Raw genomic sequence first — 23846 nt, forward strand, 5'->3', positions numbered from 1 at the left:
TCGACTGCTGATCGAAGCGAAAATCGGTACCGACGCGACCGATCAGCCCTGCCCGTTCAGCGTGATGTCGCTGACGCCGATGACCCGCTCGTCGGACTCGAGTTCCGCCTTGGCCGCGTCGGGAACCTCGCTGTCGACGTTGTAGACGGTCAGGGCCTCGCCGCCGATGGTCTCGCGGGCGTTGAACATGCCGGCGATGTTGACGTCGTGGGAGCCCATGACAGACCCGATGAGGCCGATGACGCCGGGTTCGTCGGTGTTACGCGTGACGACCATCCGCCCGTGGGGGATCGCGTCGACGCGGTAGCCGTCGATGCGGACGATCCGCGGATCGTCGCCGGCAAAGAGGGTCCCGTCGACCGAGACCTCGTCGTCGTCGTTGCTGACGGTCACGGAGACCAGGCTCTGGAAGTCCTCGGCCTGGCGGGTCTTGGATTCGGTGACGTCGACGCCCCGATCCTCCGCGATCTGGGGCGCGTTGACCGCGTTGACCTGCCACTCGAGGGGTTGGAAGACGCCCTTGAGTGCGCTCGCGGTGACGAACTCGACGTCCTCGTCGGCGATGTCGCCTTCGTAGACGACTTCGATGTCTTCGATGCGGCCCTCGAGCAGTTGGGCGGCGACCTTGCCGGCGGTTTCGGCGAGGTCGATGTAGGGCTCGACGCGGGGGAACGCGCTCTCGTCGATCGAGGGGGCGTTCAGCGCGTTCGCGACGGGCTCCCCGACCAGTGCGGCGTTGACCTGGGCCGCCGTCGAGGTGGCGACGTTCTCCTGGGCGGCCTCCGTCGACGCGCCCAGATGGGGCGTCACGATGATCTCGTCGTGCTCGAGCAGCGGCGAATCGGCCGCCAGGGGCTCTTCGGCGAAGACGTCGATCGCCGCGCCGGCGAGGGTGCCGTCCTCGACCTTGGCAGCGAGGGCGTCCTCGTCGACGACGCCGCCGCGGGCGCAGTTGACCAGGTAGCCGTCGCCCAGCAGGTCGAGTTCGTCCTCGCTGATCAGCCCCTCCGTTTCGGGGGTCAGCGGGGTGTGGACGGTCACGAAGTCGGCGGCCTCGAGACACGGCTCGAACTCGACGAGTTCGGCACCGATACGCTCGGCGCGCTCCTCGCTGATGTAGGGATCGTAGGCGACGACGTCCATACCGAGCGAGTCGAGTTTCTTGGCGACCTCCTGGCCGACGCGACCGAGGCCGACAACGCCCAGCGTCTTGCCGTTGAGTTCGGTCCCGAGGTAGTCGCTTTTCGCCCACTCGCCGTTCTGCAGGCGGATGTGGGCCTGGGGGATCGAGCGGGCGGTCGCGAACGTCATCGCGACGGTGTGTTCGGCGGCCGCGCGAACGTTCCCTTCGGGCGCGTTGGCGACGATAACACCGTGGTCCTTCGCAGCGTCGATATCGATGTTATCGACACCGATCCCGGCGCGGCCGACGATCACGAGGTCCTCGGCGGCCTCGAGGACCGCCGCGGTGACCTCGGTCCCGGAGCGAACGATCAGTCCGTTCGCATCGGATACCGCCTCGAGGAGGTCGTCGCCCTCGAGTTCGTAACCCGTCTCGACTTCGTGGCCGGCCTCTCTGAGTACGTCCAGACCCGCGTCCGCGATCGGATCCGTGACGAGAACCTTCATGCGCGAGACAACCGCGCGGAGCACGTAAACCCTTCCGTTGTGGTCGAGGGCGGCAAAAAATACCGCTGTCCGGCACACTCACACTTCGCGACAGCGGCCGGTCCCATAGCCCGTATCGGCGCACGGGGCGACCGATCCGATGTGGAACTCCCACGACGCAGGAATTGTGGGCCATATCTATATGTCGAACGCGTGTATTGTCCCGTATGTACGATCGAGTCCTGCTGCCGACCGACGCTGCGGAGGGGACGGAACTAGCGACTGAACACGCCATCGCCCTCGCCGAGCACACCGGTGCGGAGCTCCACCTACTGTACGTCGTCGACAGCGATGTCTACAACACGTACAGCGGCGACGAATACGTCCACGAGTTCGAAAGTCTCGAGGCCGCCCTCGAGCACGTCGGCGAGGAGGCCCTCGAGTCGGCGGCCGACGCGGCCCGGGAGGCGGGACTCGAGCCGACGACGGTCGTCAGACACGGCCGACCCCACGAACAGATCCTCACGTACGCCGACGAGGCTGCCGTCGATCTGCTCGTTATGGGATCGAAGGAACGCTCGGGCGAGTACCGCCAACTGCTCGGGAGCGTCACCGATCGCGTCGCACGGCTGGCTAGCCGACCGGTGACGATCGTCAAGACGCCGGTCGAGGACGACGACTGAAGTCGGCCGGGCCGTTCGATTCGCAGGGTTGCTCACGGGGGCTGCGCTCGCGGAAGGCACACGGTCACGCAGCTTCCGGAACCGTCGGCTCGAGGTTCGTAATCCAGATAGCCACCGTAGTCGTCGACGATCAGGCTGGCGAGCCAGAGCCCGAGCCCGTTGCCGTGTCTGACCTGCGTGATCTGTTCGTCGTTGAAAATCCCCGTCCGCTCGGACACGGGAATCCCGGGACCGGTATCGAAGACGCGAACGCCGACCGTATCGGCGTCGACGGTGACGACGCTGATCTCCACCGTCGGATCGGAGCCCTCGGCGTGGACGATCGCGTTGTGGATCACTTCCTCGAGGACGGTGTTCAGGCGGGAATCGGCGGCGACCGCGGCATCGACGGAGTCGACGACCGTGATCGAACTCGCGGGATACTGCGTCCGGAGATCCGCGACGACCGTCTCGAGGATGTCCCGGACGTCGATCGCCGTCCGGCCGCCGTCCTCGTCGAGGGTGGCATCGGCGAGCTGTTTCGCCGTTTCGGTCGTGTCGATCAGCGCGCTCGACGTGTCCACGATCTCGGCCGCGTACTCGCGGTGGGTCTCGTTTTCGACCGCCGACTGGAGGGTTTCTGCGAAGCCGTTGATGATGTTGAGGTCGTTTCGAAGGTTGTGTCGGAGCAGTCGATGGAGGACCCGAAGGTGTCGTTCGCGTAGTTTGAGGGCGGTGATGTCCCTCCCTTCGGAAACGAGCAGCTGTATCTCCCCGTTCCGATCGGTGATCGGGCGGATCGAGAAGTCGATGATCGCGGTTCGGTCGGCCCCCTGGATTCGGAGTTCGTCCCGGAACAGTTCCCCCTGTCTGGCGCGTTCGACTCCTTCGAGCGCCGTGTCGCGCGCGGCGTCGCGCAACTGAAACCACTCCGTCTCCCAGACCGGTTCGCCGACGACGTCGTCGAGTTCGAGGTCGACGAAAGACAGCGCCGTCTCGTTTACTTCGAGGATCGTCCCGTCGGGCTCGAGAAGCCCGGTAAACTGGTAGGTATTGTTGAAGACGGCCTCGAAGCGGCGCTGTCGCGCCTTCCGATCGGAGATGTCGCGGAACAGCCCCGTAAACAGGCGCTGTCCCTCGTGTGTGTGTTCCCGAAGGCTCACCAAGACGGGCACCTCGTGGCCGTCCTCGTGGACCGCGGGGAGTTCGATCCCGTCCCAATCGATGTTCCGCTCGCCCGTCCGGAGGTACGTCTCGAGCCCGGCAGCGTAGGCCGACTGGAGTCGATCGGGGATCAGCGTCGTCTTCGAGGAGCCGATCAGCGCCGCGGGACTGTAGCCGAGGATGTCCTCGATCGCGGGATTCGCGAACACGATCGTGCTCTCCTCGTCGATCGTCAGCAGCCCCTCGGACGTGTTTGCCACTAACTGCTGGAAGAAATCGCTGTCGTCGAACGAACAAAGCGGGGACTCGAGGGACTCGCTTGCGGTCGGTCGTTCGCCCGCCCGGTCGTCGCTGGCCACGCGACGGTAACGTACCGGGCGAGTTATATAAACACCGGAGATAGAGGTCGGCCGTATCGCCCGACGGCGCGGATGTCGGCAGTGCTGTACGCGACCCCGAGTCGGATCGGTCGGACGGTTACTCGTCGCCCGCCGGTCGCAGTCGCGGCAGAGCGGCGACACCGGCACCGAGTAGCGCGAAGGTGAGGACCGTTCCGCCGACGGTGACGATCAGCGAGAGGTCCGTCGCGGCAGTGATCGCACCCTCCTCCATCCCTTCGGTCCCCGTCCCGGGCGTCCACTGGGCGAGTACTGCGAGTCCGACGGCCAGAACGACGTAACTCACGAGGAACGCGCCGACCGCGACTCCGGCCTCCCGGCGCGTCTCGAGGGCAACGTATCGGACGAGGAAGTAGCCGGCGGCGAGCAGGACCACTGCCGGAATCAGCGCCGAGACGGACGGGACGAGGCCGACGGGATACATTCCGATCCCGTCGATCGGTTCGCCGCCCTGTTGAATCGCCGCGCCGTGGTTTGCCAGCGTCGTGAGTCCCGCGATGACCCAGTTACTCGGGCCGGAGTCGCCCTGTCCGTACGAACCCGTTGCGGCGTACGCCGTGATCAACTGGTAGAACGCGGCGAACACGATCACGAACGCGCTCACGCCCGCGACGGACCCGGCCTTCCAGGGGGCGACCGCGATACGTCGATCGCCGGCGTCGGGCGCGGGTCGCTCGTCAGCGTCCGCGTCATCGTCGCTCTCAGGAGGTGTCGTGTCGTCCTCGAGACGCGGTCCTTTGTCGTACTCGAAGCGTCGATTCTGCGACATGTGGGCGGCAACGGAGCCGGCGTCATAATACGTTTCGGTCGCTCGATACGTGGAACCAGTGCGCCGCGGCGGCTGGAAACCTGAACTGGTTTATCCGGGGGCCGACAACCGGGCCACCATGACAGTCGTCGCTTTCGACTTCGACGGGACGCTTTCCGACTCCGAGATGACCGTGTTGCTCGGCGACCGCCGCAGTGTCGCCGAAGACATGGCCGACATCACCGACCGTGCGATGAACGACGAGATCGGCTATGCCGAGAGTCTCCGCAGGCGCGCGGCCCTGCTCGAGGGGCTCCCAGAGGCCGAGGCCGACGCCGCCTTCGACGAGGTCGTCCTCCGCGAGGGTGCTGCCGATCTCATCGAGGAACTGAACGACGCGGGCGTTACGACCGCGATTCTCACGGGCGGATTCGAACGCGGCGTCGCGGCCGCCTTGGAGCGCGAGGGGGTCTCCGTCGATCACATCGTCTCGAACCGACTCCCGATGCAGGCGGGCGAACTCACGGGCGCGGTCGACGGGCCGCTGATCGAGGGCACCAAAGACGACGCGCTCGCGGACCTCGCCGACGATGTCGGCGTCGACCTCGCGGACACCGTCGCGGTCGGTGACGGGGCCAACGACCTGCCGATGCTCGAGGTCGCCGGTCTCGCGATCGGCTTCGAACCCAAGCCGGCGGTCGAACCCCACTGCGATGTCGTCGTCACATCGATGGCCGAGGCCCGAGAGACGCTCGTCGAAGACGGCGTGCTCGCCGACCGCTGATTCCACCGGTACTACTGACTTATCGAGCGTAACCAGCTGTTGTGTGCTCGTGCTCGCACTCGATCCGCGACTGAGCGGCGCGAAGCGCCGCTGACCGCTGGGTCGGTCGGACGGTCATCGATCCGTGAATATCCGCTCTAAGTTCCGATTTCTCGACCGAGAAGGTTTTAACTCGTACTCGAGTAAGTGCTTTTGATGATGTGGCAGGACTTCGTCTTCATGCTCGGAAGCGGCCTCTCGATCGTCTTTCTCGCGCCGACGTTGCGTGACCCGAACGCACGGGTCCCTCTCGGCACGAGTCTCCCCTCGATGGGGATCGGGTTCGTCTACAGTCTGACCTTCTTTACGCTGGGAATGACCTTCTCGGCGACCGGCGCGTTCGCCGCCGGCTCGATGTGGTCGTTGATCGCCCTGTTCCGGTCCCCACAGGGAGTCTCGATGAACCTGTTCGCCCGGGAGAACCTCGCGCTGTTCGTCTCCGACCTTCGCTACTGGCTCGCGCGCCGCCGGTCCGATCGGTCGCTCGCCGACCAGTACGTCTCCTTTGACCGCGGTGCCGGCCACGGGACCCCCCGATAACGTCCGCTCCGGTCTCTCGAGTCGCGGATAGCCACCGCCGACACGATCACACAGCCGTTCGAGACCCGTCCCGCCGTCAGCCCGTCATTCGGAAAAGAGACTCGTGTGAACCGGCGCGAACTCGGTTTGCTCGTCGGACTCCGGCACCGTATCCGTGATCGCCCGCCCGGCGAGTCCCTCCTCGAGCAAGTTCGACAGCGGCGGGCCGACTTTTTCGGGTTCGACGAGGAAGGCGTCGTGGCCGTGGTCGGATTCGACCACGTGGTGTGCGATGTCGACGGCGGCCTCGCGACAGGCCCCCGCCAGCGATTCGGCCTGGTCGACGGTGAAGTGCCAGTCCCCGGTAAACGAGAGGAGCAGGAGTTCGCCCTCGAACGCCGCCAGCGCGTCGGCGTCGGATTCGTAGCCGGCTGCCAGATCGAAGTCGTCCATCGCGCGTGTCAGGTAGAGGTAGCTGTTGGCGTCGAACCGATCGGTGAACTTGTCGGCCTGATAGTCCAGATAGGACTCGACCTCGCGATACGGGAAGAAGGCCGCGGCGGGGTCCGGCGGCTCCTCGCGGACCGCTTCCCGGCCCGCCGATCGGCGACCGAACTTCCGGCCCATCGAGGCCTTCGAGAGGTACATGATGTGTCCGATCTGGCGCGCTCGAGCCAGCCCCTCCTCGGGTCCGGGTCCGCCGTAGTAGTGGCCGCCGTTCCAGTTAGGGTCGCCCGTGATCGCCCGCCGGGCAATGGTATCGAGCGCGAGACACTGGGCGTCGAGGCGGGCGGCGGTCGCGACCGCACCGGCACGTTCGACATCGTCGGGGAACCGGCGCAACCAGTCGAGGACGTTCATCCCGCCGACGCTGCCGCCGATGACGGCGTGGAGCCGGCCGACGCCGAGTGCGTCCAGCAGCCGCCGCTGGGCGCGGGTCCAGTCGCCGACCGTGACCGGCGGGTAGTCGGTCCCGTAGGGTTCGCCCGTCTCGGGGTTCTCGCTCGCCGGGCCGGTCGTCCCGTAACACGACCCCGGGACGTTCGCACAGATGACGTAGTACTCCGTCGTATCGATCGCTTTCCCGGGGCCGACGACATCGCCCCACCAGGCGCGAGCCTGGCCGGCGGTTTGGCCCCCCGAATCGGGCCGGCGAGCGACGTGGGCGCTGCCGGTCAGCGCGTGACAGACCAAGACCGCGTTGTCGCCGGTAAAGTCGCCGTAGGTCTCGTACGCGATCTCGAAGTTCGGAACCGACTCCCCCGAGAGGAACTCGAACGCTCCGATGCTGGCCGTCTCCTTCGTTGTCACGCTGTCTCACCCGCCGCCCGCGTCGCCGCCGCGATCGCTCCCTCGAGATCCGCCAGGATATCCTCGGGGTCCTCGATCCCGACGGACATCCGAATCAGATCGGCCGTGACGCCCGCCTCCTCGCGTTCCGCGGGCGTCAGCTGGCCGTGGGTTGTACTGGCGGGATGGATCACCAGCGTCTTGGCGTCCCCGATGTTCGCGAGGAACGAGGCCAACTCGACGTTCTCGCAGAAGGCCTTGCCCGCCTCGAAGCCGTCCTCCAGCCCGAACGCGACCATGCCACCGAAATCCGACAGGTAGCGGGTGGCGTTGTCGTGGGTTGGATGCTCCTCGAGTCCGGGGTACGTGACCCAGTCGACGTCCTCGTGGTCGTCGAGGTACGCCGCGACGATGGCCGCGTTCTCGCAGTGTTTCTCGACGCGAAGCGGCATGGACTCGAGTCCCTGTAACGTTTGCCAGGCGTCGAACGGTGACTGCTGGTTGCCCAGACTGCGCAGCGAGCGGAACCTGGCCGCGGCGGCGACGGGAGCGTCCGGGAAGTCCCGCGAGAAGTCGACATCGTGGTAGGCGTGGTTCCGGCCCGCGATCTCGTCGTAGCCGTGGTCGCCCCAGGGAAAGGAGCCGCCGTCGACCAGCACGCCGCCGACGGTCGTGCCGGAGCCGTGGAGCCACTTGGTCGTCGACTCCCAGACGATGTCAGCCCCGTGCTCGAGCGGGCGACAGAGCGCCGGCGTCGCGAACGTGTTGTCCACGACGAGGGGAACCCCGTGCTCGTGAGCGATCTCGGCAAGACGTTCGAAGTCGGGCGTCACCAGCGACGGGTTGCCGATCGTCTCGACGTGGACGAAGGCAGTGTCCTCGTCGATGGCCGCCTCGTACTCGTCGTACTCGAGGGTGGGGACGAATTTCGGCTCGATGTCCCGCCGGGTCGCGGTCTTCGAGAAGTAGGCCGTCGTCCCGCCGTAGGTGTCGGTCGAACAGACCACGTTGTCGCCCGCCTCGGCGAGAATCAGGACGGCTGAGTCGAGCGCGGCCATGCCGCTGCCGGTCGCGACCGCGCCCGCACCGCCCTCGAGGTCGGCGAGGCGCTCCTCGAGCGTGGTGACGGTCGGGTTGGCGATCCGCGAGTAGATGTAGCCGTCGTCCTCGAGGGCGTACCGGGCGGCGGCGATGTCGGCGTCGCCGAAGACGTAAGAGGTCGTCTGGTGGATCGGCGGTGCCATCGCACCGGTTTCCGGGTCCGGTGACTGACCTGCATGGACGCTCCGCGTGCCGAGGCCGCGCTCGTCGGTGGCGGCTTCGTCGTCCCTCGAACGACACCGTTCCGCGCTGCCGTCCTCCGGCGGTGTCGCCGACGTTTCGGTCTCGCCGCCGGCGTCGTGCCCGTCGCTCGCGTCGTCGCTCATGTTTAACATGCATACTTCTATAGATATATATGCGTCGTAGTAACGGCAAAAAGCGCAGGCTAGAGAGTGTCACGCCTGAGTGATAGCGCGCTCGAGCCCGAACCGGCCGACGGTCCGCTCAACGACGGCGACGACGACGAGGACGACCGAACGCGTATCGATTCCGACCGTATTGCCGTGCATGATACTGCCCGAATCGGTTCGGTCCGAGACGAACGACTTGATAGTTCCCGAGCGCAAAGAGCCGGTCGTGCACTCGAGTGACCGCGACCGGGTCGTGCTCGCCGCCCTGGTCTTTGCGGTATTGTTCTCGCAAGTGCTGCTCTATCCCGGCGTCGCGACGCTCGTCGAGACGCTGGGTGCCGACGCGACGGCGTCGGCGTTCGCGGCGACCCCGCTAGACGCGAGCATGTGGTTTCTGGTCGCCGAGTTCGCCGCCTACGTTTCGTTCGTCGGCGTCTGGGGCGTCGTGAGCGATGCGACCGGTCGACGCACGCCGTTTATCGTCGCCGGCTCGATCGCCGGCGCGCTCGGGTATGCCGCCCTCGCCGCCGTCCCGATCGTCGGCTCGATCCCCTTCGAGGGGGTGCTCCTCCTGCGAATCGTTCAGGGCGCGATGACCATCGGCGCGTTCTCCCTGACGATGACCATGCTGATGGACTTGGAGGGCGGCCACGGCCGGAACATGGGTGCGGCGGGGATCGCCATCGGGCTCGGGGCCGCTCTCGGCGCTCCGGTCGGCGGCCAGCTCACGGCGGTCGATCCAGTCGCGCCGTTGCTCGTCGCCGCCGGTCTCCTGGTCTGTGTCGGCGGCCTCGTCTCGCTCGTCGACGATCGCGCCCCCGACGAGCACCGGGCCGCTCGAGCCCTCGTCGAGGGTATCCGCCACCGGCCGACGCTGTCGATCCCGTACGCCTTCGGCTTCGTCGACCGGCTTACCGCGGGGTTTTTCGCGCTCGTGGGCACCCTCTACTTTCAGGAAACGTTCGGCCTCGGCGCGGGAACGACCGGCCTCCTGCTGGCGTGCTTTTTCGCACCTTTTGCCATCCTGCAGTATCCGATGGGTGCCCTCTCGGATCGGATCGGTCGGACGGTGCCGATCGTCGTGGGCTCGGTGTGTTACGGCGGCGGTATCCTCCTTGTCGGGGCTTCGCCCTCGGTCCCGACCGCGGCGATCGCGATGGCAGGGGTCGGCGTCCTCGGGGCGCTCGTCGCCCCCGCGACGATGGCGCTGGTCACCGACCTCGCCGACGAGAGCGAGCGCGGCGTCGCCATGGCCGGGTTCAACCTGGCCGGCAGCCTCGGCTTCCTCGGCGGCTTTCTCATCGGCGGCACCGTCGCCGGCAGCTACGGCTACGATCTGGCCTTCCTCGTCGTCGGCGGCCTCGAGATCGCGATCGCCGTCGTCACCGTGCCCGTATTCTTGCGGCTCTCGCTCGAGCCTCCCGACCGGTTTCGGTCGGGCGACCGCGAAAACGCCTGATCGCGGACCCGTTCGAGCTCGTCTAATCGTTCTATGTTGTGCTATGTAGTCACATAACGTTGTATGGGAAGAAGGTATCAATTTTTATGTGCTCAGGCCCAACCCCCGATGATGGCACGAGATAACCCGGTTTCGCGGCGGACAGCGCTGAAGCTTACTGGTGCGGCTGCATCGACGGCGCTCGTCGCCGGTTGTAGCAGCGACGGTAACGGTGACGGCAACGGTGACGGCAACGGCGGCAGTGAGGGGCCGTACACGATCGAGTCCGGGAAAGAAATCAAACTCAAATCGAATGCTCAGTCCTGGGAAGGTATGGCGCCGTCCAAGATCGAAGGCGTGGAGAACCCCGACCTCAGCCTCACCGAAGGTGAGACCTACACGATCACCTGGGCGGAGAACGAGCAGGGCACACACAACCTCGCGATCTACGACGACAGCGAGTCGGCCGTCGCAGGACCGACTGAAAAGACCGATGACAGCGAACCCGGCCTGAGCGTCGAGTTCGAGGCATCGAGCGATACCGTCGAGTACGTTTGTCAGCCCCACTATGGGGTCGGGATGCACGGCAGCATCAAACTCGAATAACGGATTCTACGCCACGGTTCGGGCGGAACGGTCGACACTGTCTGACCGTTGCAGTTTCCGATCTCTTTCTGACGCTTTTTCTCGGTGAGCTCCGATAGCTACACAACAGTAATCACTACTGATACCCTATCGTCGTCGGGGAGTGTCCCGATGCAGCATCAACGTCCCTCTCCTTATTGTTCTGTCAATCTCGAGCCGTTCCACGCTCGAGCAGTGAGCGCGCGTCCCTGATCGAACTGTCCGCCTGCTCGCGAAGGGAATACTTCCCGCCGGTGATCGCTCACTCACTGGGTGGCATCAAAAGTACCATACCACCTCGTTCCGCAGTAGCCCGTATCAGGTGACATCCGTGACGAAGAAACGCGAATACACGGGCGAGTATCCCGACAAGACGCTGTATATCCCGGGTCCGACCGAAGTGCGCGAGGACGTGATCGACGCGATGTGCGAGCCGATGTTCGGCCACCGGATGGACCGCATGACCGACCTCTATACGACTATCGTCGAGGACACCAAGGAGTTCCTCGGCACCGACAACGAGGTCGTCATCCTGACGGGGTCTGGCACCGAGTTCTGGGAGGCCTCGACGCTCAACCTCGTCGACGAGAACATCCTCGTCCCGACCTGTGGCAGTTTCAGCGAGCGCCACGCCAACGTGGCCGAGCGACTGGGCAAGGACGTCGACCGACTCGAGTACGACTGGGGACAGGCCATCAAACCCGCGGACATCCGCGAGGAACTCGAGGCAAGCGACAAGCACTACGACGTCGTCGCGACCGTGATGAACGAGTCCTCGACGGGCGTGCGAAATCCCATCGAGGAGATCGGCGACGTCGTCGCCGACTACCCCGACACGTACTTCGTCGTCGACGCGGTCTCCGCGCTGGGTGGGGACATCGTCGACATCGACGAGCACAACATCGACGTCATCTTCGCCTCGAGTCAGAAGGCGTTCGCCATGCCGCCGGGGCTAGCGATCTGCGTCGTCAGCGACGACGCCTACGAGCGCGAACTCGAGAAGGACTCCGCCTCGTGGTACGGCGGCTTCCAGCGCACGATCGACTACTACGACCGAAAGGGACAGACCCACTCCACGCCCGCGATTCCGATCATGCTGGCCTACCGCAAACAGATGAAGCACATGCTCGAGGAGGGCCACGACGCACGGGACCAGCGCCATCGGGAGATGGCCGAGTACACCCGCGAGTGGGCGCGCGACCACTTCGACATGTTCCCCGAGGAAGGGTACGAGTCCCAGACGGTGAGCTGTATCGAGAATACGCAGGGGATCGACGTCGCCGCGACGATCGAGGCCGTCAGCGAGGAGTACGACATGGTCTTCTCGAACGGTTACGGCTCGCAACTCGGCGAGGAGACGTTCCGCATCGGCCACATGGGCGAACACGACCTCGAGAGCATCAGAGAACTGACCGACGCGATCGAAGACATCGCGGATCTGTAATCCGTCGTTCGGGATCGAGCGACTCGAGACGCTCGCAGCCGACCGATCAGTTACCGCCGGCGTTCATCTCGAATAGGTCGGCCCTCATTCGGTGACCGTTCTGGGGTACCTGCGCCGCGGGTATTCACGGGAACGCGGCTACAGTGATGACGTTTCCGACCAGTTTCGAACGTCGGAATCGCTGGACGTGACCGACGTGACCTACGACGTTCTCGGTGTGAATCCGCTGCATCCGCTGACGCGGATTCGATGGCGAGCTCGGTGATCGTCTAGAATCAGTAAATCACAGCACCGTAGTCCCGCTCGAGTCGGACCCCCCTCAATCACCTCTCGGATGCCGAATTGCAGAACCCCCCTTTGGTTTTGTCGGCGAACGAGCGGTTCGAAGAACCCGAATGACGCCGTTCACCGCGAGGGCCGCAGGCCCGAGCAGGCCGACGACCGATGTGGAGTCCCCGAAGGGGCCAAAACGGAGGGAGAAGTGCTTTTCGTCGACGTTTTGCCGAGGGTACGCCGTAGGCGTGCCCGCAGAGCAAACGTTCGGTTCTATTGAATATGGCCTTCTTCCCGAAGCTGGTCGGCTTCGCTCTTCTCGTAGCGCCAGGTGATATCGGCCTTCTCGTCCTGCCAGTCCCAGGGTTCGACGAGCACGACGTCGTCTTCGCGGATCCAGATTCGTTTCTGCATCTTCCCGGGGATGCGCGCGGTGCGCTCGGTCCCGTCGGCACAGCGTACTTTGACCCGATTCGCCCCGAGCATGTCCGTGACGGTCGCGAAGACCTCGTCGTTCTCGGGCATCCGGAGGTTCTTGCGACCGCCATCTCCGTCGCTCATGGCCGCGGATTCACGTTCGAGGGGTTTAACGCTTTATCGTTCCATCTAGCGCAATGACCGGTGGCTGGCGGTTCTCGTCCGCTGAGCGGGGAACCACGCCGTTTATTTCGCTCGGCTCTGCAACCCTCCGTATGTTACGGAATCTCGGTGCGCTCGGAATCGCCGGTCTCGTGATTCTGGTTGCTGGTATCGGCCTGATCGCCTCGCAGAACCTCTTGATTGCTGCCGGAATGGCACTCATCGTAGCCGGATTGGGATTGGTCGTCAAGTCCCTGATCTCGGGTATGCTCCAGAACTTCGGGATGTTCTAACCGTCTCCGACTGCGTTCGCTGCGATCCCATACGTTTCTTCTCGCCAGCGGTCGTCTCGATCCACCGGCGCGCCACTGCCGTCGAACCGACGGGCGGGTTAAACCTCGTTGTCGCCGGCTCGATGTTCGCTGATGAGTTGGTCGACCATCGCCGCTTTGCGATCCCGTTTTCGATCCTCGGCGCGTTCGTGCCAGTCGTCGATGGCCGCTTCGACATCGTCCTCGCGTGCGACGGCGAGTTCGTCGACCTCCTGCATGGCGACGTCGGCGGCGGGACCGACCGGAATCTCGTTCTCGAAGAGGAGTTCGTCGGCGATTTCGGAGAGTCCGCCGTCCTTGAGAACGACACGGGGATCGAACCCCGCGAGCAGTTCGGCCGTCGACCGGCCCGCGCCGCTGGGGTCCCGGATGTAGACGACGTCGCCGCTCGCGATGCCGTACTGCTCGTTGGCCTCGCGGATCGCCCCCTTGGTGAACTTCTCGACGACCTTGACCGGGACCAGCCCCTCCTTCTCCGCGGAGACGTCACTGAAGTTCGAGTGATCGAGCTTCCAGAGCGCTTTCATTCGCTCGACTTTCTTCTCGAGCGTCTCGACCTCGTCACGAGCCGCGTCGCGTTCGCGCTCGAGTCGGTTCGCCTTCCGCTCGAGGCGATTTACCTCCCGATCCCGGCGAACTTCCTTCCGCTCCTCGCTACGGGTGACACTGAGCTCCGTCTCGAGGTCGTCGATCCGCTCGTCGCGCTCGGCGACGCGACCCTCGAGCCGTTCGACGTGTGACTGGAGGCGCTCGACCTGGCGTTCGAGGTCCTTGATCCGTTTTTCCTCCTCGCTCAGCTCGCGTGGCTCGTGCTCGGTGGGCTCCGATTCGGGCTCCTCCTCGTCGTTCAGGTCGGTCAGGACGGCTTCGACGCTTTCCTCACCGGCGACGACGCGGGCGGTGACCTCACCGCGGTCGATCCCCGGCGGGAGCTTGCTGGCGATCCGCTCGAACTGGTCCTCGTGGGCGTCGAGGGCGTACAGCGCGGCAGCCATCGCGTCGCGCTGGTGATCGTCGTCGTAGGGCTGGTCGCGCGTGCGGTGTTGTTTCTCGTCGATCGGTAGGTCGCTTTCGGGTGCCCAGCCGGCGGCGTCGAAACTCCGGCGGAATTTCTCGACCGTTTCGGGCATCGGCGTCACGTCCGCTGCAACGATGACGGGCCGCCCGCGCTCGACGATCCACTCGATCACCGCGGCGGTGTCGCTGGTTCGCGAACTCCAGACGTCGAGGACCTCACCCTCGAGTCCGACGATGGCGACGGCGGTCGTCGTGCCGGGATCGATCCCGACGATGACGTGATCCCGGCGCTTGACCAGCGGCTCGAACTCGATGCCGTCGCGGCGCTGGCGCTCGATCTCGACGCGAACGTCGCCCGACCGAGTGCGCGAAACGGGGATATCCCCGGGCCGGGCCGCGACGGTGAAGACGGCGTTGGCGAAGCCGCCGTACGCCTCCCGGACTTCCCGTTCGTACTCGAGGTTCGCGTCCTCGAGTTCGGACTCGACCTCGCGGGCGCGTTTCCTGACCGAACCGTGGATACGGCGGGTGTAGCGGTCCTCGCTCCAGCCGCCGCTGCCGGTCGAGCGACCGCGTGCGACCTTGACTGCTGTCGTGTCGGTGAACGCGGAGACTTCGTGGCCGACGTTGTGGGCGGCCAGTCGGGCGGCGGCCTCGGCCTCCTGCATCGGGTCCTTGCCGTAGGGGACGTTGTGGCGGTTCGCCACGCGGGAGAGCGGCTCGGGCTGTTCGGCACCCGTCACCTGGACGAGTCGGGTGCCGGCGGGCAGCGAGCCCAGGAAGTGGATGAGCTGGTCCTTGTCGGCGGCCAGCTCGTACATATTGTCGGTTGCGACGATCGCCGGCTCCTCGTCGTCGATCAGTCGCCTGAGTTTTCGGTGAGAGACGACGTCCCGACTGACGTCGTCGCCGTCGTAGACGGCCAGTGCGTACGACGGTGCATCGCCGCGCACGTCACCGCTCTGAATATCGACACCGAAGACGACTGCATCGAGCGCACTCGTTCGCGTACTCACAGAGGCTGCTAGGAACGAGATCGCTATAAATCCGGCGCGGGTTTGCACTCGCTTCAAGACGGTCCCGAACGCGGCTTCGGCGGCAGCGATCCGCCGGCGCTCAGTCCTCCCCGTCGTCGGGGTACCGGACATCGACCCCCTGCCCGTCGTCGGGGACGAACACGTCCGCGGGATCACCTGCGAAGACCTCACGAGCCTGCTCGAGGTGATCGTCCGCCCGCCCGGCGTAGCGCGAGGAGATGTGCAACAGCGCGAGCCGGGCCGCGCCGGCTCGGTTCGCGATTTCGGCGGCCTGGCGGGCCGTCGCGTGAGCGGTGTCGGCGGCGCGCTCGGCTCGATCGTCGGCGAAGGTGGCGTCGTGGATCAGCAGGTCGGGGTCGTCGGCGACCTCGATCGTCGCCTCGGCCGGGCGAGTGTCGCCGGTGTAGACGATCGTCCGGCCGGGGCGGGGGTCGCCGACGACTTGGTCGGGATCGACGACGGACCCGTCCTCGAGTTCGACGGACTCGCCCGCGTGGAGTTTCGAGAACTTGGGGCCGACGGGGACGCCGAGTTCCTCGGCGTGCTCGCGGTCGAACCGACCCTTGCGATCGTCTTCGACGAGCGCGTAGCCGACCGAGCGGGTGTCGTGGTCGGTTTCGAACGCGCGGACCTCGTATTCCTCGGCACGGTAGGCGATGTCGCCGGCCCCGATCTCGTTGATTCGGACGGGAAACGAGGGGCGATTGTCGAGGGCGTTCACCAGCCCCTTGAGTTGGCGGCGCGTGCCATGGGGCGTGTGAATCGCCAGCGGCTCCTCGCGGTCGTTGAACGCCATCGTCTGCAGCAGGCCCGGAATCCCCAGGACGTGGTCGCCGTGGAGGTGCGTGACGAACAGGTGCGAGACGGCAAACCCCGTCCCGAATCGCATCATCTGACGCTGGGTCCCCTCGCCGGCGTCGAACAGCAACCCGTCGCCCTCGCGGGCGACGAAGACGCTGCTCGGGTTCCGCTCGGTCGTCGGAATCGCCCCGGCTGTCCCCAGAAACGTCACGCGCAGTGGCATCGGTAACCCCTCGGCGGGCCGCGACTAAACCGGCTTCGGATCGTCCGGGACTCCCGGGTCTCGAACCCGGCACGCACCACTCCCCAACGCTGGTACTCGCCGGATCGATCACCGCGGGCGCTCGAGGCGGACGACGAACGGTGTTCGTACACTGTGGTAACTGTGGACTATTCCCGTAAATCGTCTCGGAACGATTCGCCGTCCTGCAAACGGACTGCGCGTTTTACATCCGTCGAGTGCCAAAGGGACGACGACCACACCCCCAATGAGTTCGAGACTGACGTTCGGCACGCTCAAGCGCATCGTCGCGATCCTGATCGCGATCGCGATCGTGCTCGCCGCCGGTATCGTTGTCGGGCAGGCCCCGGCTATTTTCGGTGTCGAGGCGGATCCGGAGGCCTCGATTACGTTCGAAGACCAGCATGGCGAGGGAACAAATGTCACGGTTCGTGAGGTCTCCCTCTCCGACGGCGGCTACGTCGTGCTTACCGACAGCGGCGACGAGCCGCTGGCAGTCTCCGAACACCTCGCGGCCGGCACCCACGAGAACGTGACTCTCGAGCGCGAGGACGACGCGACCCACGAACTGGTCGGGCAGCTGACGGCGACGGTCCACCAGGACACCGGCGACGATCCGTTCGCCTACTATGAAACCGACGGCGAGGAAGACCACCCCTATCTCGAGGACGGGTTCCCGGTCAGCGACACCGCGACGGTGACGATGGGCGAGACGGACGCGCTCGACGACTCGTTCGTCGTCGAATCGATCGATGCGCCCGCAGCCGCGACGACCAACGAGACGATTCGGGTGAACGCGACGCTCCGCAATCCGACCGCGTTCCAGACCCAACAATCCGTCACCGTCCGCATCGACGGTGCCGTCTTCGAGCGACGGGTGCTCGAACTCGAGGGTGGCGACTCACGGCGCGTGACCTTCGAGACGGATACGGGCGGTGCACCCCCCGGGAACCGGACGATCGGCGTCTACACCGACGGCGACGGTGCGGTCGCGGGGATCGAACTCGCGTTCCACACGGAGCCGAGCGTCTCGGTGACCGACGCGAGCGCGGAACGCGTGACCGTCGAGACCGCGATTCCCGAGCGCGGATTCGTCGCCCTCGAGCGGAACGGCTCGGTGGTCGGAACGAGCGTTCAGCTCGAGCCCGGCGATCACGAGAACGTCACCGTCGACCTCCCGGAAGACGCCGCGAGCAACGAGAGTGACGAACTGACGGCGGCGCTCTACGCGGGCGATCCGGGCGATGTCGATTCGGCATCGCCGATCGAAGTCGATAACCGATCAGTTCGGACGACGGTTACTATCGGGGACACGGCCGACGCGGAGGGCGGCGACGACTCCGGTGGTGAGGATTCGGGGTCCGATTCGGCCGCCGAGTAACCGACCGATTCTTACCCGGCCCGTTCGTACTCGCTGGCGATGGACGCGCCGCTGTGGACCGAGACCCACGCCCCGGAGCTGGCCGAGTTGCCCCAGGACGACGCTCGCGAGTATCTGGAGCGAGCCGTCGAGGAGCCGATCAACCTCCTCCTACAGGGACCGCCCGGGAGCGGGAAGACGGCCGCGGCGCGCGCACTAGCCCGCGAGGCACACGCCGACCCGGACAACGATTTCGTCGAGATCAACGTTGCCGACTTCTTCAGCCGGACCAAAACCGAGATCACGAACGACCCCCGGTTCGAACACTTCCTCGTCGGCCGATCCTCGATGTCGAAACGGGACATGATCAACCACGTCCTCAAGGAATCGGCCAGCTACGCGCCCGTCTCGGGGGGGTACACCACGATCTTACTCGACAACGCCGAGAACGTCCGCGAGGACTTCCAGCAGGCCCTTCGCCGGATCATGGAGCAACACCACCGGACGACGCAGTTCATCGTCGCGACGCGCCAGCCGACCAAGCTCATCCCGCCGATCCGCTCACGGTGTTTCCCCGTTTCCCTGCCCGCGCCGACCAGCGAGGAGATCGTCACCGTCCTCGAGCGCATCGTCGAGCGCGAGGGGGTCGACTACGACGCCGACGGCCTCGAGTTCGTCGCGGGATACGCCAACGGCAACCTCCGACAGGCGATCCTGGCGGCCCAGACGACCGTCGAGGACGCGGGCGAACTCACGATGAGCGCGGCCTACGAAACGCTCGGCGAGGTCGGCCTCGAAGACGAAATCGAATCGATGCTCGACGACGCCGAGGCCGGCGACTTTACCGACGCCCGGTCGACGCTGGACGACCTGCTCGTCGACGACGGACTGGACGGCAACGAGGTGCTCGAGGAAATACTTCGAATCGCTCGCAAACGCTATCAGGGTGAACGTCTCGCCCGAATCCACCAGCTGGCCGCGGATATCGACTTCGAGATGCACGAGGGAACGAGCGATCGGATTCACGTCTCGCACCTGCTGGCGGAGCTCGGTCGAGACGCCTGAGACCTGTTTTCTGTCGAAGTTCACTGATGGCGGACGACTCTCTCGAGGAACGACTTGCCGAGTTCGAGTCGCGGGAATCGGTGTCCTCGCAGTCGTCGCTCGACGCACCCGATCCCTCGAGCGACGGCCCGGACCCGATCGGGCCGACGACGCGTTTCTTGGCCGTGTTCGCTCTCGTCCCGCAAGTTCGGCTTCTGCTCAGTATCACACCTGTCGTCGGTATGTCGCCCACGGGGCGATCGACACTCCTTGCGTCGCTGGTCGGCGGCGTCATCGTCGCTGAGTGCTTGCTCCGACGGAGTGGACCAGCCATCGCGTTGGCGCTCTGGAAGGGCCTTTTCCATGCCGTTCTTTGCACTATCGGCGCGTTGATCGGTTCCGTAATCGTGACCGGCTCTTCGCTTCCCGATTCGGTGGTCGGGGCCGGATTCCTCGTCATCAGCGCCCTCGTCACCACCCGCCGGCTCGAGCGGGAGGACAGCGGCTGACACTGCCGGTCACGATGGCGCTGCATTCACCGGCCAATCCGTGGCCGGCACGGACTGTTATCCGCTCGCCGGCCGAAGGGCGGGTATGCCGACGCTTCTCGAGACACGGATCAAGAACCGATTTCGCGTCCAGCCGAACCACGCGAACAACAACGAGACGCTCCACGGCGGCAACCTGATGAAGTGGCTCGACGAGGTGAGCGCGATGTCGGCGATGCGCTTCGCCGGCGAGACCTGCGTCACCGCCCGCGTGAACGAACTCGACTTCGAGCGGCCGATCCGGATCGGTGACACCGCCCTCGTGGAGGCCTACGTTTACGACGCCGGCCGGACGAGCGTCCACGTCGCCCTGCGGGCCTGGCGCGAGGAGCCCCGCAGCGGCGAGACCGAGAAGACCACCGAGTCGACGTTCACCTTCGTCGCGATCGACGAGACCGGCGAGACGGTCTCCGTCCCCGACCTCTCGGTCGAGACCGAGGAGGGTGAGCGCCTTCGGGATCGCGTCCACGAGATCGAGGAGTGATTACCCGCGGACGGTCGACTCACCAGCGTCTCGAATCGCCTCGGTGGGCGGCTGACTGTCCGATCCCGGTGCTGGCGCGCTGGGTCGTGGTTCGTCACTGACGAACCGCGAGGCGATATCGCGAGGGATGAGCGAAGGAGCCACGCGACTGAGCGAATCGGTTGGGGAGGGCGTGGCCACTCCGTGTTGCCACGATAGTAGCGTACGCCGCGGGTCAGCCATCCAACTGCTCGCGTCGATACGAAGGCAGCTACGGCGATCGCCGCTCGAGGACCAGCACGTACCGCGTCAGCGACCGATGGACCCGGCGCTTGAAGGCCGACTCGATCGCCCAGCCCGCGGCCCGCGCCTCGCCGGCCCACGAGCGATCGGCGATCACGACGGCCCGCGACGCGACCCGGTGGGCTTCCTCGAGCGCGCCCGCGACGAGGTCCTCGAGCCGGTGGGTGTCGATCTTCGACTGGCGGCCGTAGGGGGCGTCGAAGACGACGCCGTCGACGGAATCGTCCGCCAGCGGGAGACGCATCGCGTCACCTCGACCGACGTGCCACGACCCCCGCTCGACGCCGGTCGGCGAGGGCTCATCGCGCTCGAGGAAGTGCGTCAGGTTCTCGCGCGCACCCCGGACCATCTTCGCCTGCGCGTCGGTGCCGATCACGTCCGCGCCGACCAGGCCGGCCTCGACGAGGCCGCCGCCGGTCCCACACATCGGATCGAGGATCGTCGCGCCCGCTCGAGCGCCTGCGATGTTCGCCGCGGCGCGCGCGAGCAGGGGGTCCATGCTGCCGGGCTGGAAGAACGGTTTGTCCGTCGGCGCGCGGGTACCGAAATCCCGAACGCTCTCGGCCGCAAGCCAGCCGAGCGCACAGACGGAGACGAACTCGCCCGGCGACTCGTCGCGCCCCTCGTCGTCGACGCGCTCGAGGGCGTGTTCGCCCGTATCATCCCGGTGTTTCCCCTCCGAAAAGACGACCCGAAGGAGATGATCCGGATCGTCGAGATCTACCGAAAACCCACGCTCGACCAGGATTTCGCCGAGTTCGCGTTCCACACGCTCGGTACTCACGCCGCTCGAGCCGTGAACGTCCGTCGCCCGTACCGCGACCGATCCCTCGCGGTCGATCGCAGCGGCTTCGAGGACGGCCCGCGCGCTCTCGAGGTCGGCCGCGCCCCGGCCGAGGAGGTCGCTCGCGCGGTGGGTGTAGGCGAGTCCGCGGACGCGCTCGGGGACGATCCCCCCTGCGACCGCGAGTCCGGGCGCGATGCGACGGAGTCCGGCCGCCGCGCTGGCCGCCTCGCGGGCCGCGAACGCGTCGTCCTCGCCGCCGAGCTCGAGCAGATACACGCTCGACCGTCGCGTCGGCGCGGCCATGAGCCTACCGCTTTCCGCGAACCAAGCCACCAACTACGATACCAAATATCATACCTGTGGCCGCTCGAGCGGCCGGAAATCGGCGATACGCGAATCCACCGCGGAGCGTATAAACCGGATATATCAGGTGGCGGTACTAAGCTTTATAAACCTTAAATACGTCTTTTTAAGCGACTAATGACGGATCCGAAGGACACCATCAACATCGAAAACGTGGTGGCGTCGACCGGCATCGGGCAGGAACTCGACCTCCAGAGCGTCGCGATGGACCTCGAGGGGGCCGACTACGACCCCGAGCAGTTCCCCGGTCTCGTCTACCGTACCCAGAATCCCAAGTCCGCCGCACTGATCTTCCGGTCGGGGAAGATCGTCTGTACCGGCGCGAAAAGCACCGACGATGTCCACGAGAGCCTGCGCATCGTCTTCGACAAGCTCCGTGAACTCCAGATTCAGGTCAACGAGGACCCCGAGATCGTCGTCCAGAACATCGTCACCTCGGCCGACCTCGGCCGGAACCTCAACCTGAACGCGATCGCGATCGGCCTCGGGCTCGAGAACATCGAGTACGAGCCCGAGCAGTTCCCCGGCCTCGTCTATCGACTCGACGAGCCGGAGGTCGTCGCACTGCTGTTCGGCTCCGGGAAACTCGTCATCACCGGCGGGAAGAAACCCGTCGACGCCGAGCACGCCGTCGACAAGATCGTCTCCCGACTCGAGGACCTCGGTCTCCTCGAGTAACGCCGATCCTTTTCGGTCGTTCGATCGACTCGAGCGGTGCCGACGCCACCTGCGGACCCGTGTCCCGACCGGACGCGTCGTCGGTGGTCGGCCGATCGATGCGTCTCGCCCGGAGTCGGACCCCGGGGGTCCGACACCCTGTAGTAATCAGTTCTTACCCGTCCGTCGATCCGCGTCCGTCGTGAGTTACATCTCGAGTCGCCGACCGTCGATCGCATTTCGATCGCTTTCACCGAGTTTTCGATCGTTCAATCGCGGCCCAGCGAACCTGACTCGTCTGAACCGGTGCTGATTCGCCGAAACGACCGTTCGCGTTTATCCGGGTCTCCGTCCCTGACTCTCACGTGCCCATGACGATCCACCCAGATCGAACGCCGCCGGCCTCGGGTCGATTTCATCCCGGTACCGACGGCGCGATCAGCCGTCGTCCTCTCCCGCGGGAGACGATCCGTCACGTCCTCGACAGCGACCGTCGGCGCGAGGTCGTTCGGTGCGTGCTCGCCGCCGACGACCCGATCGCGGTCAGAACGTTGGTCGGCCGACTCGCCGACGCCGAACAGGACCCGACCGTCGCGACGACGATCCATCAACTACGCCAGCGAATTCACACGTCCCTGTGCGAAACCCATCTCCCGCTGCTCGAAAAACACGATATCGTCCGGTACGACCGGGATCGAAACCTCGTCGCCCCGGCCGTGAACTGTGCCGCGTTCGAATCCCGCCTCGAGTTCGACTCGCTCGACCGGCCGATCGCTAGCCGACTCGAGTAGCTTCGACGCGGTCGAGTCGGGCCCGTCGTTCCCGCCCGTCGGAGGCCCGTAACGATCCGTTCACTCGACGAGTCGCTCGATCTCGGTCACGAGAATATCGCTTGCGCCGGCCGTTTTGACCTCGGTAATCGTCTCGAAGACATCCCGTTCGTTGACGACTGCGTGGACGGCAACCGTCGCGTCCCCGCCGTCCTCGTCGGCGATATCCATGATCGTCGGCCCGCCCAGTCCCGGAATGACATCGCGAACGTCCTCGAGGCGGTCCCGCGGGACGTTCATCATCAGGTACCGCTTGCCTTCGGCGTGTTTCACCGAGGAAAGCGCGGTCCTGACCTCGCCGACCTTGGGATCGTCGAGGACGTCCTCCCGCCCGAACAGTCGGACGGAACTCGAGAGGACCTCGTCGATGACGGCCAGTCGGTTCATTTTCAGCGTCGTTCCGGTACTCGTGATGTCCACGATCGCATCGGCCATCTCCACGTGGGGCGTAAGCTCCGTCGCGCCCGAGACCTCGACGATGTCGGGGTCGACGCCGGTGGTGGCGAAGAAGTCCGCGGTGATGTTCGGGAACTCGGTGGCGACGGTTTTCCCAGCCAGATCCGCGACGGCGTCGGTGTCGCCGTCTTCGGGGGCCGCCAGCACGAGTCGGCAGCGACCGAACTCGAGGTCGAGCAACTCGGACACGTCGTCGACGCGAGCCTCCCGAACCTGGTCGAATCCCGTGATCCCGAGTTCGGCCGCGCCGTCGGAGACGTACTCCGGAATGTCGGCCGCGCGAGCGAACAGGACGGTCACGTCCGGGTCGACGGTATCGGCGTAGAGTTTGCGGTCGGCCCCGTTCTCGAGATGGAGCCCCGCCCGCTCGAGGAGGTCGATCGTCGGCTCGTGCAGGCGGCCCTTGTTGGGAACGGCGATTCGCATATGGTCCGTCTTGGACGGCGGCGGGCAACTGTCTTTTCATCCGGGCACCGCCATCGGCCCTCCGCGTCCCCGGAATGGCCGACCCAGGTTCGCGGGTCACGATCGCGCCTCGAGCGGTCCACGCTGCGTGCGGGTCCGGACGCCTCTCGAGGCGAGTGGA

Annotated in this window: 23 protein-coding genes; 13 read left to right on the forward strand and 10 right to left on the reverse strand. The window is 65.8% G+C overall.

The genetic code is table 11. The features are described from left to right. Positions 1-42 precede the first annotated feature (42 nt). Positions 43-1629, reverse strand: coding sequence for a phosphoglycerate dehydrogenase (serA, locus tag FGF80_RS00420; RefSeq protein WP_138651539.1), 1587 nt, complete (start codon positions 1627-1629; stop codon positions 43-45). Positions 1630-1835: 206 nt separating this feature from the next. On the opposite strand from serA, the gene FGF80_RS00425 reads away from it, so the two are divergent. Continuing rightward, on the forward strand, positions 1836-2291 hold the full coding sequence (locus FGF80_RS00425) for a universal stress protein (protein WP_006185093.1): 456 nt from the start codon (positions 1836-1838) through the stop codon (positions 2289-2291). Positions 2292-2323: 32 nt separating this feature from the next. On the opposite strand, the gene FGF80_RS00430 is transcribed toward FGF80_RS00425, so the two are convergent. Further along, entirely contained in the window at positions 2324-3793 is a 1470-nt protein-coding gene (locus FGF80_RS00430) for a sensor histidine kinase (protein ID WP_006185094.1), read from the reverse strand. 118 nt (positions 3794-3911) lie between these two features. Next, positions 3912-4601, reverse strand: coding sequence for a hypothetical protein (locus FGF80_RS00435; RefSeq protein WP_006185095.1), 690 nt, complete (start codon positions 4599-4601; stop codon positions 3912-3914). Between the two features lie 118 nt (positions 4602-4719). Between FGF80_RS00435 and serB the strand changes: the two genes are divergently transcribed. Further along, positions 4720-5364 (forward strand): phosphoserine phosphatase SerB, encoded by a 645-nt coding sequence (serB, locus tag FGF80_RS00440; RefSeq protein ID WP_006185096.1) that lies wholly within the window; start codon positions 4720-4722, stop codon positions 5362-5364. A gap of 195 nt (positions 5365-5559) precedes the next feature. After that, positions 5560-5943, forward strand: coding sequence for a hypothetical protein (locus tag FGF80_RS00445; RefSeq protein ID WP_049908004.1), 384 nt, complete (start codon positions 5560-5562; stop codon positions 5941-5943). Between the two features lie 84 nt (positions 5944-6027). Here the strand turns inward: FGF80_RS00445 and metX are convergent, their stop codons facing one another. Next, a complete protein-coding gene (metX, locus tag FGF80_RS00450) occupies positions 6028-7233 on the reverse strand; it encodes a homoserine O-acetyltransferase MetX (RefSeq protein ID WP_138651541.1) in 1206 nt (401 codons plus the stop codon). Next, on the reverse strand, positions 7230-8639 hold the full coding sequence (locus tag FGF80_RS00455; RefSeq protein ID WP_138651543.1) for an O-acetylhomoserine aminocarboxypropyltransferase/cysteine synthase family protein: 1410 nt from the start codon (positions 8637-8639) through the stop codon (positions 7230-7232). The genes metX and FGF80_RS00455 overlap by 4 nt, the downstream gene beginning before the upstream one ends. A 250-nt stretch (positions 8640-8889) precedes the next feature. Here FGF80_RS00455 and FGF80_RS00460 point away from each other — a divergent pair, with 250 nt between their 5' ends. From FGF80_RS00460 to FGF80_RS00470, 3 genes are all read left to right on the forward strand, one after another. Continuing rightward, a complete protein-coding gene (locus tag FGF80_RS00460; RefSeq protein WP_138655414.1) occupies positions 8890-10122 on the forward strand; it encodes an MFS transporter in 1233 nt (410 codons plus the stop codon). Positions 10123-10233: 111 nt separating this feature from the next. Beyond that, positions 10234-10707: a plastocyanin/azurin family copper-binding protein gene (locus FGF80_RS00465; protein WP_138651545.1), complete on the forward strand. Its 474-nt coding sequence runs from the start codon at positions 10234-10236 to the stop codon at positions 10705-10707. Between the two features lie 349 nt (positions 10708-11056). Continuing rightward, a complete protein-coding gene (locus FGF80_RS00470; RefSeq protein WP_138651547.1) occupies positions 11057-12169 on the forward strand; it encodes a pyridoxal-phosphate-dependent aminotransferase family protein in 1113 nt (370 codons plus the stop codon). A 546-nt stretch (positions 12170-12715) separates the two neighbouring features. On the opposite strand, the gene eif1A is transcribed toward FGF80_RS00470, so the two are convergent. Next, a complete protein-coding gene (gene eif1A, locus FGF80_RS00475; protein ID WP_006185102.1) occupies positions 12716-13003 on the reverse strand; it encodes a translation initiation factor eIF-1A in 288 nt (95 codons plus the stop codon). Between the two features lie 131 nt (positions 13004-13134). On the opposite strand from eif1A, the gene FGF80_RS00480 reads away from it, so the two are divergent. Beyond that, on the forward strand, positions 13135-13314 hold the full coding sequence (locus FGF80_RS00480; RefSeq protein WP_049908010.1) for a DUF7470 family protein: 180 nt from the start codon (positions 13135-13137) through the stop codon (positions 13312-13314). 98 nt (positions 13315-13412) lie between these two features. On the opposite strand, the gene FGF80_RS00485 is transcribed toward FGF80_RS00480, so the two are convergent. Both FGF80_RS00485 and rnz read right to left on the reverse strand, forming a co-directional pair. After that, on the reverse strand, positions 13413-15386 hold the full coding sequence (locus FGF80_RS00485; RefSeq protein WP_049908011.1) for a DUF460 domain-containing protein: 1974 nt from the start codon (positions 15384-15386) through the stop codon (positions 13413-13415). 100 nt (positions 15387-15486) lie between these two features. Then, positions 15487-16431 (reverse strand): ribonuclease Z, encoded by a 945-nt coding sequence (rnz, locus tag FGF80_RS00490; RefSeq protein ID WP_138651549.1) that lies wholly within the window; start codon positions 16429-16431, stop codon positions 15487-15489. Between the two features lie 265 nt (positions 16432-16696). Here rnz and FGF80_RS00495 point away from each other — a divergent pair, with 265 nt between their 5' ends. The 4 genes from FGF80_RS00495 (at position 16697) to FGF80_RS00510 (ending at position 19885) form a co-directional block, all read left to right on the forward strand. After that, positions 16697-17830, forward strand: a complete 1134-nt coding sequence (locus FGF80_RS00495; RefSeq protein WP_138651551.1) for a DUF7282 domain-containing protein — start codon at positions 16697-16699, stop codon at positions 17828-17830. 39 nt (positions 17831-17869) lie between these two features. Further along, positions 17870-18874: an AAA family ATPase gene (locus tag FGF80_RS00500; RefSeq protein ID WP_138651553.1), complete on the forward strand. Its 1005-nt coding sequence runs from the start codon at positions 17870-17872 to the stop codon at positions 18872-18874. 26 nt (positions 18875-18900) lie between these two features. Then, complete coding sequence (locus FGF80_RS00505; protein WP_138651555.1) at positions 18901-19362, forward strand: DUF92 domain-containing protein; 462 nt, start codon at positions 18901-18903, stop codon at positions 19360-19362. 85 nt (positions 19363-19447) lie between these two features. Further along, positions 19448-19885, forward strand: a complete 438-nt coding sequence (locus FGF80_RS00510; RefSeq protein WP_138651557.1) for an acyl-CoA thioesterase — start codon at positions 19448-19450, stop codon at positions 19883-19885. Positions 19886-20135: 250 nt separating this feature from the next. Here FGF80_RS00510 and FGF80_RS00515 read toward each other — a convergent pair whose 3' ends face one another. Then, positions 20136-21230 carry a methyltransferase domain-containing protein gene (locus FGF80_RS00515; protein WP_238705319.1) on the reverse strand — a complete coding sequence of 365 codons (1095 nt, stop codon included), beginning with the start codon at positions 21228-21230 and terminating at the stop codon, positions 20136-20138. A gap of 204 nt (positions 21231-21434) precedes the next feature. On the opposite strand from FGF80_RS00515, the gene FGF80_RS00520 reads away from it, so the two are divergent. Further along, positions 21435-21995, forward strand: coding sequence for a TATA-box-binding protein (locus FGF80_RS00520; RefSeq protein WP_007109921.1), 561 nt, complete (start codon positions 21435-21437; stop codon positions 21993-21995). Positions 21996-22345: 350 nt separating this feature from the next. Beyond that, on the forward strand, positions 22346-22765 hold the full coding sequence (locus tag FGF80_RS00525) for a DUF7344 domain-containing protein (protein WP_138651561.1): 420 nt from the start codon (positions 22346-22348) through the stop codon (positions 22763-22765). Positions 22766-22825: 60 nt separating this feature from the next. Here the strand turns inward: FGF80_RS00525 and hisG are convergent, their stop codons facing one another. Continuing rightward, positions 22826-23686, reverse strand: a complete 861-nt coding sequence (hisG, locus tag FGF80_RS00530; RefSeq protein ID WP_138651563.1) for an ATP phosphoribosyltransferase — start codon at positions 23684-23686, stop codon at positions 22826-22828. Positions 23687-23846 lie beyond the last annotated feature (160 nt).

It is taken from the genome of Natrinema pallidum (assembly GCF_005890195.1).
Taxonomy (GTDB): Archaea; Halobacteriota; Halobacteria; order Halobacteriales; family Natrialbaceae; genus Natrinema; species Natrinema pallidum.